The following is a 10493-nucleotide window of genomic DNA, read 5'->3' on the forward strand; positions in this document are numbered from 1 at the left end:
TCTTTGTCTTTCACCGGGGTGATTACCCTTTTTGCGGCTCGATCACCAGTTTGCCATCCTTGACCGGAATGGTGGGGCCGGGAGCCTGTTTCATCCGGATCACCCCCTCCTGGCCGGCGAGTCGGTAGGTCACGTCATAGCCGATGGTGCGGCTACTGCTATCCTGCACCGTCTTGTAGCGCTGCTCGGTAGTGGTATAGGTGTCGCCCGCCTGCATATTGCCCTGCACCTGATTGCCGGCGTAGCCACCTGCAACCGCTCCGGCGGCTGTCGCTACCTTCTTGCCGCTGCCACCGCCAAACTGGTGGCCGAGCACACCACCCAGCGCGGCGCCAACCACGGTGCCGAGGATCTTGTTCTCATCCTGTACCGGTTTGCGGTGGGTGAGCGTGACGTTGCGACACTCCTGACGCGGGGTCTGGATGGTCTCGGTGACCGGCTTGCTGGCAATCACCTCGGCAAAGGTGGGGGTCGGTGTAAAGAGAGAGCCACTGGCCGCCGCCGACAGCGCCAGTGCGGATGCGACGCCAATACCGATACCTGCCATCATGGATCTGTTCATTTTGTTGTTCTCCTGCAATATCCATTCGAGCTGTTCCAATCTGGCGCCATCTTGTCATAGCCGCTGCAGCGGACAAGGCGAGAGGGACGAGGGTGCGACAGCCGGTGACAAGGTCAAAAAACAGCCACCACGAAAAAGTGTCTGACTTTGGCGACAACGCCGTAAAAATGACCATTTTGGTGATAATGAAAAGGAAGTGAGGGGGTGAACGGCCCATTATGAGTCGCATTTTGCAATGAAAAAATGACGGTTATCTGGCAAGTGGCAAACTGCTTCCGCCCGCGAGGTCAAGTGCAGTGCGTAATTCCCAGGATGCTGCCGCCAACTCATTGATAAAACACTGCAGCCAGATTGTCTTTGTGCCGATAAGAGAATACGGCAAGCCTTTTGCTTGGATTGGGGTAGGGAGAGTGGGGTGTTAGGCGCCAAGGGGTCGAGCCAGACAGGAGACCACCTCCGAACCGGAGCAATGAGGGGGAGATATGTCAATGTTACCCAGGTGGATCACTCCGGCCATTCAGGCCAACATCATCACGGTGCAGCAAGCGGAGCGCCTGCTCGCCTCTCTCTATCAGCCACTTTCCGAGCAGGGTGAAGAGTTGCCTGCTGAGCTGGCCGACATCAGTCTCAAACTCTACTGCTTCCGCCAACAGGGGCGGATCCGCCACTGAGCTCTATCCCAAATCAAGAGAGCCTTTCACTCATGGTGAGAGGCTTCTCTGCACTGTCTCGTTCTTCGCCGCCTCGTTGACGCCCTCTCTAAGACGTTTTGCTAATACCTGCCGCCACAGGCTCACTGTTAGGCTGTCATCCCCATAAGAGACCTGCGACGGGCAGGATGCCCATGTCGCTTGTTGAGCCCGGAATGATCCCGGAACAGCCCGTTTTGTGCCACCTGTGAGGAAGGAATCCGATGACAGAGCAGAACATCTATGAGCGCGACCTTGCCAAAACCGCAGCCAATTTCGAGGCCCTGACCCCCATCAGCTTTCTGGGACGGGCGGAGCGGGTCTACCCCGACTATCCGGCGCTGATCCACGGTCCGCTGCGCCAGAGCTGGGGCGAGACCGCCCGCCGTTGTCGCCAGTTTGCCTAGGCCCTGCGGCTTCGCGGTATCGGGGAGGGGGATACCGTCTCCATCGTTGCGCCCAATATCCCGGCGATATTTGAAGCGCACTTCGGGGTGCCGATGAGCGGCGCCGTGCTCAATACCATCAATACCCGGCTTGATGCTGAGTCGATGGCCTTTATCTTCCAGCATGCCCAGAGCAAGGTGGTGCTGGTGGACAGGGAGTTTGGCCCTGTGGTGCGCAAGGCATTGGATCTGCTGGAGAGCCAACCGCTGGTCATCGCCATCGACGATCCCCTCTACCGGGAGGGGGCGCTTATCAGTGACCTCAACTATGAACAGTTCCTTGCGCAAGGGAGTGGCGATGACCCCGGCTGGCTGCCGCAAGATGAGTGGCAGGCCATCTCCCTTAACTATACCTCCGGCACTACCGGCAATCCCAAGGGGGTGGTCTATCACCATCGTGGTGCCCACCTCAACGCCATCAACAATGTGCTCTCCTGGGAGCTACCCAAACACCCCGTCTATCTCTGGACCTTGCCGATGTTTCACTGCAACGGCTGGTGCTTCCCCTGGACGCTGGCAGCCACCGCCGGGGTGAGTATCTGCCTGCGTCATGTGCAGGCGGCCGCCATTTATGAGGCGTTGCATGAGCACAAGGTGAGCCACTTCTGCGCAGCGCCCATCGTGCTCAATATGCTCAACAATGCCGATCCGGCGCTCAAGCAGGGGCTGGATCACCCCATCAAGGTGATGACCGCCGGGGCGGCGCCGCCCGCCACCGTGATCGCCGGGATGGAGGCGATGGGGATAAACGTGACCCACGTTTACGGCCTCACCGAAACCTATGGCCCCTGCGTGTTGTGCGAACCGCAAAGAAGCTGGCAAGGACAGGACGCCACGGCGCTCTCCCGCCTCAAGGCACGCCAGGGCGTCGCATCACCCCTGCAGGGGGAGATGCGGGTGGTCCATCCGGTCAGTGGTGAGCCGGTGGCCAAAGATGGCAAAACCATGGGGGAGATAGTGCTGCGCGGCAATGTAGTGATGAAGGGGTATCTGAAAAATCCGTCGGCCAGCGCCGAGGCGATGGCGGAGGGGTGGTTTCGGAGCGGCGATCTGGCGGTGTGGCACCCGGATGGCTATGTGGAGATCAAGGACAGGTCCAAGGACATCATCATCTCCGGCGGGGAGAACATATCCAGTCTGGAGGTGGAGATGTGCTCTATCGCCATCCCGATGTGGACGAAGCTGCGGTGATCGCCATGCCCGATGAGAAGTGGGGGGAAGTGCCCTGCGCCTTCGTTAAATTGAAGGAGGGGCGAGAGACAACTCAGGCGGAGCTTATCGCTTTTTGCCGGGAGCAGATGGCTCACTTCAAGGCGCCCAAGCGCATCATTTTCACCCCGCTGCCCAAGACCTCGACCGGCAAGGTGCAAAAGTTTGTATTGCGCAAGCAGTTGGGATAGAGGCCCATGCGCGTGAGTGAGCGCAGCTTGCAATAGGATGGATAAGCGATCGGGATAAGTGCAAAAAGGGAGGTGGGAGTGCCTGACTGGCCAGCCAGCTATCGCGCCTTGCATGCGACGCAGTTACGGCCGGTCTGTTTGGCCTGATAGAGCATCTGATCGGCGCGGGCGTAGAGGCTCTCCATCAACTCCCCCTCGCCATTTTCCACCAGTCCGGCACTGATGGTGATGACCAGCTCATCCCCATCGGGCAGGGAGAGCGGGTTTTGCATCACCTGCAGGCGCAGCCGTTCGGCCAGTGATGCGGCGGCCGAGAGGGTGGTGTTGGGCAGTAAAATGGCGAACTCGTCGCCACCGATACGAGCCAGCACATCTTCGCTGCGCAGCACCGATTGCATCACCTTGCCCAGATGAACCAGCGCCCTGTCACCCAATGGGTGGCCATAGCGATCGTTGATGCACTTGAACTGATCCACATCGAGCACCATCAGCACCGAGGTGAGGTGGTGGCGCATGTTCATGCTCAGGTTCTTCTCGCACATCTCGAAAAAGAAACGGCGGTTGTAGAGGCCGGTGAGGCCATCGCGCACCGACTGCTGGTGCAACTGCTCCTTGAGCTGGTGTAGTTCGGTGATATCGGAGGAGATACCGATCAGGGTCGGGGTACCATCCCCCAGCAGAAAGGGCACCTTGACCGACCAGTAGTAGTGCTGATTGCCCTCGATATCGGTCAGCGTCTCTTCGCCGGCTTGCAGTTCTCCTGTTTCGAATACCCGGTTGTCCAGCCGCCACAGTTGGCAGGCGCTGGCCGCGGGGATCACCTCATCATCGCGTCGATTGATGATCTGCTCGGCAGGAAGACCCAGCATATCGGCGACCTTTTGGTTGACGTAGAGAAAGCGGTGCTGGCTGTCCTTCATATAGATATGGGCATCCACATTGGCGAGGATGATCTCCAGCAACTGGTGCTGCTCCGCCAGACGGGCCTCGATCAGCTTGTGTTCGGTGATATCGGTTGAGATGCCGCACAGGCCGATCAGGTTGCCATCCCGGTCATACATGGGCTTTTTGACTGTCCAGTAGAAGCGCTTTTCTCCGGTGGTTTTGAGGTAGTTGATCTCCTCCTGAGCGAGGGCGAGTTGCTGCTCCAGCACCAGTTGATCATTGCGCTTAACGGCATCAGAGAACTCGAGATCAAAAAAGGCACGATCATCCTGCCCCTGCAACTCGGCGAGGGTACAGCCAAAGAGATCCAGCACCGCCTGATTGGCATAGGTGTAACGGCCCGCCAAATCTTTGGTAAAAAGGTAGGCGTCAGTCTCGTTAAAGATGGCTTTGAGGTGATCCAGCTCATGCTGCAATCGAATGGAGAAGGGTTCATCCTTCATGGGGTTAACCATCCTTGGTCAATGGAGTCGTTGTATACCGCGCGAATATATGTACCAACTGTTTAAATTAAGCACTGAACAGGCCATATTTCGCGTTTATTTCCGCAGGATCTGCGCGATGTCACACGATTGTCATCGTTGGTGTGGTCAAAGGAAATCAACTGAGTCCGTGGCTATTCAGATAACCGTCCCACCCATATCGGCCCGGCTTCGTGGGCCAGCAGAGAGAAATTAACCGGCAGTCAAATACGCCAACCTGAGCGGCAGAAAGGGCAACAAACAGGTCTTTAATCAAACTATTTTCACGGTGCCCCTGATATCATCCCTGCAACGTAACATGGGGAGGTTCGAGATGGCAGTGGCACCGTTTAAATGGGATGCAAAAATTCAGTGGGACGGGCCGGGGGCCATTGACGGTATGGTGGAAGAGTTGGCCGGTGATCGGCTGGATCGCGCCCGCTATGCCGAATTTCTCACCAACTACCTCGCCGCCGAAGGCAAGCAGCGCAACTATGTGCTCAACCTCAATGCCGAATGGGGGGCGGGGAAAACCTGGTTTATCAAGCGCTGGTATATGGAGCTGAAAGCGCACTATCCCACCGTCTATATCGATGCCTGGCAACAGGACTTTTCCGATGATCCCTTGTTGACGGTGATTTCGTCGATTATTGATCAGTTGAGAGATGTAACAGGAAATAAGGTTGCAATACCTGATGGCATCAAGTCCAAGCTATTGGGGTTGCTCAAGGTGGGCGGAAAATTGGTGCTCAAGTCAGCCATTAAAAAAGCTGGATGGGAAGATAGTGATTTTTCTGTGGAAGGCGAAGATGCAGATAAGCTGGTTGATACGCTTTGTAGCAATCACAAAGAGCGTTATGAATCTATTCAATACCTTAAAAATGAGATTCGGCAATGGGTTGAAGCGGCGGTTTCAGCAAACTTAGACCAATTGGATGGTCAAGGTCGCTTGGATTATCCCGCCTTTATTTTTATTGATGAACTGGATCGCTGTCGCCCTTCTTATGCAGTAGAGATGCTGGAGACTATCAAACATATATTCGATATTCCTGGTGTAGTGTTTGTGTTGGCCACGGATACCGAGCAGTTACAGCATGCCATAAAGGTAATATATGGCGAAGGATTTGATGCCCAAAATTATCTTGGGCGTTTTTTTCAGAGAAGATTCACACTAAATAGAAAGTCTAGGCGTGAATTTATCTCGAATATATTAGAGGTAAGGGCATTACCAGATGGTTCAAACATGGTGTGGCCTGAATTGATTAATCCGCGAGTCTTACTTGAGGTAATTACTGCGGTTAGTGATAGCTTGGAACTAAGTTTAAGGCAAACAGAACAAATCATAGATCGTTTGCTTTTTGTTATGCGAAAACCAAGAAGAAGAAAAGTTAACCTAGTTTTTCTTATGTATCTCTTCGGATTACATGAAAAAGACTATCAATTATACTCTGGTGTTTCTGACGGTGCTCTGTCACACGCTCAAGATAAACTCAATGAAAAAACTCTTGCGTATAAAATTAGTCTTAAAAAAGATGTGGCTATGGATCTTTTTATCAGAGCTAACACTGAAATTGGAAGCGTTGTATCTCGTACACAATGAAAGAGTGATATAGCGAATCCATTTGAGGATACTTTTTACAAGGTCTCCCTTGGTGAAATAATATGTTACTCGTATCAGTTTATGTTGAGTAATTCATATAGACATGGAAATGATCGTGAATTAAAAGAGATTGTTGAGAAGTTTGTTGCGAATGGATCTCTGAATATGCAAGAAAATTCTATTTTAGCCAAGAAGGAACTCTCTTCATTAGAGTGTGATCTTTCTCTATATAAAAATTTGGTTGAGCTGGCCGTGCATCTTGACTAAATAAAGCCGGGAAATCCCGGCTTCACTCTCAGTTTATTTATTATGCCGCTCATAAAGCCGCTGTACCACATCCTGTAATCCCAGTCCCTCGTTTTGCAGCAGCACGGTCAGGTGGTAGAGCAGATCGGCGGATTCGTTGATGAGCTCCTCCCGATCCTTGGCCATGGCAGCCAGCGCCACTTCAACACCTTCCTCACCTACCTTCTGGGCGATGCGTTTGGTGCCTTTGCCGTAGAGGCTGGCGGTGTAGCTGGTGGCCGGATCGGCCCCTTTGCGGGCGGCCAGCACCTGCTCCAGCTCTGCCAGAAAACCGAGCGGTGGCAGCGGGTGGCCGTTAAAGCAGGAGATTGTCCCCTGGTGGCAGGTGGGACCGACGGGGTTGGCGGCAATCAGCAGAGAGTCCTGATCGCAGTCGGTGCTGATGGCCACGAGCTGGAGCACATGGCCCGAGCTTTCACCCTTGGTCCAGAGCCGCTGTTTGCTGCGGCTAAAGAAGGTGACCTGACCTGTGCTCTGGGTCTTTTCCAGTGCCTCGCGGGTCATAAAGCCCTGCATCAGCACCTCGCCGCTGGCGGCGTGCTGAACGATGGCGGGGATCATGCCATCACACTTTTCCCAGTCGAGCCGCTCCACGAGCGGTATCTGGTTTGCAATCTCTTGATTATTCACGGATGGCGACTCCTTCGGTTTTCAGCCAGCGTTTCAATTCGGGAATGGGGATAATGCCCTTGTGGAACACAGAAGCGGCCAGTGCCCCGTCCACATCGGCGAGGGTAAAGGCATCGCGAAAGTGCGCCATGGCACCGGCGCCGCCGGAGGCGATCAGCGGCACCTTGCAGACGCTGCGCACCAGCTTGAGCTGCTCGAGATCATAACCCTGACGCATGCCGTCCTGATTCATCACGTTCAGCACGATTTCACCCGCGCCGCGTTTCTGTACCTCCTGCACCCAGTCGAGGGTGTGCCAGGCGGTGGTACGGGTGCGGCTCTCGTCACCGGTAAACTGTTTGACCTGATAGTGACCCGTGTCGGCGTCGAAGTAGGAGTCAATGCCCACCACCACGCACTGCACGCCAAAGCGCTCGGCCAGTCGACTGATGAGGGGCGGATCGGCAAGGGCAGGGGAGTTGATGGAGACCTTGTCTGCGCCAAATTCAAGGATCTGGCGGGCATCTTCCACACTTTTGATGCCACCGGCAACGCAGAAGGGGATATCGATCACCTCCGCCACCCGGCTCACCCAGCTCTTGTCCACCACCCGGGCATCGCTGGAGGCGGTGATGTCATAGAACACCAGCTCGTCTGCCCCTTCCTCAGCGTAGCGGCGCGCTAGGTCGACTATGCCGCCCATCACCTCGTGGTTGCGAAACTGTACCCCTTTGACCACCACGCCATCTTTCACGTCGAGGCATGGGATAATGCGTCTTGCCAGCATCAGTTGCCTCCTCTGGTATCGGCAGCGGGGGCTTGCCAGCAGGCGATGGCGTCACCTACCGAGAACTTGCCCTCCAGCAGGGCGCGGCCAAGGATGATCCCCTTGACGCCGGAGCCCTTGAGCGCCTCGATATCCGCGATGCCGCCAATGCCACCGGAAGCCTGAAAAGCGACGCTCGGGTAGCGGGTGCAGAGATCCCGATAGAGCTCGACGTTGGTGCCAGCCAGGGTGCCGTCACGGCTGATATCGGTGCAGAGCACATGCTTGAGCCCGGCGGGAAGGAAGCGTTCGATCAGCGCTTCGATGGTCACCCCGCTGTTCTCCTGCCAGCCTGCCACCGCGATATGGCGATTGCCCTGCTCATCGATATTGACGTCCAGCGCCAGCACGATCTGCTCGGGGCCGTATTTCTCCATCCAGCTCGCCACCAGATCCGGGGATTTGACGGCGGTGGAGCCAATCACCACCCGGCTGGCACCGGCGGCCAGCAGATCCGCCACATCCTGTTCGGTGCGCACGCCGCCACCGACCTGCACCGGTGCTTCGGTGGCCGACAGCAGTTGGGTCAGCAGGGGCAGCTGGCGCGCCTTGGCATCCTTGGCACCGTCCAGATCCACCAGATGGAGCTGCACCGCCCCCTGGGAGACATATTCGTTGAAGCGGGCCTGCGGGCTGCTGCTGTATTCGGTCTTCTGCTCGTAGTCCCCCTGATAAAGGCGAACTACCTGACCGTTGATAAGGTCAATTGCGGGAATGATCATGCTAGTCATAGCTCCAGAAAATTTTGCAGCAAACGGGCACCGGCTGCGCCTGAGCGCTCCGGGTGGAATTGGGCGCCGAAGAAGTTGCTGTGCGCTGCAACCCCACCGACGATGGCGGTAAACGGCTGGCCGTAGTCGCAGGTTGCCAGCGTCGCTTCGGTTACCTCCAGCGCATAGGAGTGCACGAAGTAGAAGTAGCTGCCGCTCGGGATCCCCTTGAGCAGAGGATGGGTCTCGTCATGCTCAATCTGGTTCCAGCCCATATGGGGCAGCCGCAGATTACCGACCTCCATCAGCCGGATCTTGCCCGGCACTATGCCAAGGCAGTCGATAAGCTGCTCTGACGAGTCATCCGTACCCATGCTCTCTTCGGAGGCCTCAGCCAGCATCTGCATGCCGAGGCAAAAGCCCAGCAGCGGCTGCTTGGCGGCGCGAATAAGGGGCACCAGCCCGCGCTCGTTGAGGTTTTTCATGGCGGCTACTGCGGTGCCGACACCGGGCAGGATCAGCTTGTCCGCCTGCTCGATATCGGCAGCCTCACGGGAGACCCGCGGCTGCACGCCGAGGCGCTCGAACGCCATCCTGACCGAGGCCAGATTGGCACAGCCGGTGTCGATAATGACCAGCTTCTGCTTGCTCACATTCATCACAGCACTCCCTTGCTGGAGGGAAGTTCGCTCCCTTCCACCCGAATGGCCTGACGCAGGGCGCGGCCAAAGCCTTTGAACAGCGCCTCCACCTGATGGTGGGTGTTGCCGTTGCCCACCTTCATCTGCAATGTGATGGCCATGGCATCGGAGAGGGAGCGGAAGAAGTGGGGCACCATCTCGGTGGCCATCTCACCCACCTTGTCACGGCCAAAGCCGCTCGGGCAGTCAAACACGAAGTAGGGGCGACCGCTGAGATCCAGCGAGGTACTCACCTCCTGCTCGGTCAGCGGGCGCGCATCGATCACCGCCTGCACCTCGTCCATCGCCAGTACGAAGCCGAAGCGACCGATCCCGCGCTTGTTGCCAAGGGCCTGACGCAGCGCCTGACCCAGCGCCAGTCCGACGTCTTCCACTGTGTGGTGATCGTCGATATGCAGATCGCCGCTGACGTTCAGCTTGAGCTGGAAACCAGCGTGGGTGGCAATTTGATCCAGCATGTGATTAAAGAAGCCGATACCGGTGGCGATCTGGTTGCCGCCGCACTTGTCTAAATCCACTGCCACCTGGATGCGGGTCTCTTTGGTGTTACGCTCAACCGAGGCTACGCGCCCCTTGGACAACAGCTGATCACGGATGGCGAGCCAGTCCTGATCCTGCGGGTGGTAGCGAATACCGCCAATGCCCATATTCTCGGCAAGCTGCAGATCGGTCTGGCGATCGCCAATCACGAAGGAGTTGGCAAAGTCGATGCGACCGGAGGCGAGGTACTCCTTTACCAGCCCGAGGTGGGGCTTGCGGCAGCTGCAGCCGTCGGTGGGAAAGTGGGGGCAGATCAGCACCTGTTCCCACTTCACCCCTTGCGATTCAAACAGGTGCATCATCAGGTCGTGGGGTGGCTGGAAGTTCTCCAGCGGCAGGCTGGCGGTGTCCAGTCCATCCTGATTGGTCACCATCACCAGCACGTAACCGGCGGCCTGCAACTCGCGCAGCACCGGAATGACCATGGGCTCGAAGCGCAGCTTGGCGAGGCTATCCACCTGCTTGTCGGTCACCGGCTCTTCAATCAGGGTGCCGTCGCGGTCGATAAACAAAAACGGGGTCTTCATCGCTACATCCTTGTTTTAAAGAGAGGGAGAGGGCAGATCACGCAGTATCGCCAGCACGGCATCCATCTCGCCCTGATAGCCGATGGTGACGCGAATGCTGTTATCAAGGCCGGGTTTGGTCGAGAAATCTCGCAGTATGATGCCGGCGGCCTTCATGGCAGCAAAGACGGC

General features: G+C 56.7%; 9 protein-coding genes and 2 pseudogenes. 3 read left to right on the top strand and 8 right to left on the bottom strand.

The window, feature by feature from the left end; genetic code table 11:
* Positions 1-22 precede the first annotated feature (22 nt).
* Positions 23-562, bottom strand: coding sequence for a glycine zipper 2TM domain-containing protein (locus tag AACS18_RS00325; RefSeq protein ID WP_108613423.1), 540 nt, complete (start codon positions 560-562; stop codon positions 23-25).
* A gap of 482 nt (positions 563-1044) precedes the next feature.
* Here AACS18_RS00325 and AACS18_RS00330 point away from each other — a divergent pair, with 482 nt between their 5' ends.
* Together AACS18_RS00330 and AACS18_RS00335 are read left to right on the top strand one after the other, a co-directional pair.
* The gene (locus tag AACS18_RS00330) at positions 1045-1233 is read left to right on the top strand and encodes a hypothetical protein (RefSeq protein ID WP_108571474.1); all 189 of its coding nucleotides are present in this window, start codon (positions 1045-1047) and stop codon (positions 1231-1233) included.
* A gap of 242 nt (positions 1234-1475) precedes the next feature.
* A pseudogene (locus AACS18_RS00335) lies at positions 1476-3097 on the top strand (acyl-CoA synthetase).
* A gap of 98 nt (positions 3098-3195) precedes the next feature.
* On the opposite strand, the gene AACS18_RS00340 reads toward AACS18_RS00335, so the two are convergent.
* Positions 3196-4485, bottom strand: coding sequence for a sensor domain-containing diguanylate cyclase (locus tag AACS18_RS00340; RefSeq protein WP_108613424.1), 1290 nt, complete (start codon positions 4483-4485; stop codon positions 3196-3198).
* Positions 4486-4837: 352 nt separating this feature from the next.
* Between AACS18_RS00340 and AACS18_RS00345 the strand changes: the two genes are divergently transcribed.
* Positions 4838-6103: a KAP family P-loop NTPase fold protein gene (locus AACS18_RS00345; RefSeq protein ID WP_108613425.1), complete on the top strand. Its 1266-nt coding sequence runs from the start codon at positions 4838-4840 to the stop codon at positions 6101-6103.
* Positions 6104-6403: 300 nt separating this feature from the next.
* On the opposite strand, the gene hisIE is transcribed toward AACS18_RS00345, so the two are convergent.
* The 6 genes and pseudogenes from hisIE to AACS18_RS00375 form a co-directional block, all read right to left on the bottom strand.
* On the bottom strand, positions 6404-7039 hold the full coding sequence (hisIE, locus tag AACS18_RS00350) for a bifunctional phosphoribosyl-AMP cyclohydrolase/phosphoribosyl-ATP diphosphatase HisIE (protein ID WP_108613426.1): 636 nt from the start codon (positions 7037-7039) through the stop codon (positions 6404-6406).
* Positions 7032-7805, bottom strand: coding sequence for an imidazole glycerol phosphate synthase subunit HisF (hisF, locus tag AACS18_RS00355; RefSeq protein WP_108613427.1), 774 nt, complete (start codon positions 7803-7805; stop codon positions 7032-7034). Before hisF ends, hisIE begins: the two co-directional genes overlap by 8 nt.
* Positions 7805-8566 (bottom strand): 1-(5-phosphoribosyl)-5-[(5-phosphoribosylamino)methylideneamino]imidazole-4-carboxamide isomerase, encoded by a 762-nt coding sequence (gene hisA, locus AACS18_RS00360; protein WP_108613428.1) that lies wholly within the window; start codon positions 8564-8566, stop codon positions 7805-7807. Before hisA ends, hisF begins: the two co-directional genes overlap by 1 nt.
* Positions 8567-8571: 5 nt before the next feature.
* Complete coding sequence (gene hisH, locus AACS18_RS00365) at positions 8572-9213, bottom strand: imidazole glycerol phosphate synthase subunit HisH (RefSeq protein ID WP_108613429.1); 642 nt, start codon at positions 9211-9213, stop codon at positions 8572-8574.
* The gene (hisB, locus tag AACS18_RS00370; protein WP_108613430.1) at positions 9213-10322 is read right to left on the bottom strand and encodes a bifunctional histidinol-phosphatase/imidazoleglycerol-phosphate dehydratase HisB; all 1110 of its coding nucleotides are present in this window, start codon (positions 10320-10322) and stop codon (positions 9213-9215) included. The genes hisH and hisB overlap by 1 nt, the downstream gene beginning before the upstream one ends.
* 15 nt (positions 10323-10337) lie before the next feature.
* A pseudogene (locus AACS18_RS00375) lies at positions 10338-10493 on the bottom strand (histidinol-phosphate transaminase); the annotation flags it as partial.

Source organism: Aeromonas sp. HMWF015, from assembly GCF_963878965.1.
Lineage (GTDB): Bacteria > Pseudomonadota > Gammaproteobacteria > Enterobacterales > Aeromonadaceae > Aeromonas > Aeromonas veronii.

Bases quoted from the DNA above. Each gene is read 5' to 3' on its own strand.
- AACS18_RS00345 (WP_108613425.1), top strand. From the start codon at position 4,838: ATGGCAGTGGCACCGTTTAAATGGGATGCAAAAATTCAGTGGGACGGG.
- hisF (WP_108613427.1), bottom strand. From the start codon at position 7,805: ATGCTGGCAAGACGCATTATCCCATGCCTCGACGTGAAAGATGGCGTG.
- AACS18_RS00325 (WP_108613423.1), bottom strand. From the start codon at position 562: ATGAACAGATCCATGATGGCAGGTATCGGTATTGGCGTCGCATCCGCA.
- hisA (WP_108613428.1), bottom strand. From the start codon at position 8,566: ATGATCATTCCCGCAATTGACCTTATCAACGGTCAGGTAGTTCGCCTT.
- AACS18_RS00340 (WP_108613424.1), bottom strand. From the start codon at position 4,485: ATGAAGGATGAACCCTTCTCCATTCGATTGCAGCATGAGCTGGATCAC.
- AACS18_RS00330 (WP_108571474.1), top strand. From the start codon at position 1,045: ATGTCAATGTTACCCAGGTGGATCACTCCGGCCATTCAGGCCAACATC.
- hisB (WP_108613430.1), bottom strand. From the start codon at position 10,322: ATGAAGACCCCGTTTTTGTTTATCGACCGCGACGGCACCCTGATTGAA.
- hisH (WP_108613429.1), bottom strand. From the start codon at position 9,213: ATGAATGTGAGCAAGCAGAAGCTGGTCATTATCGACACCGGCTGTGCC.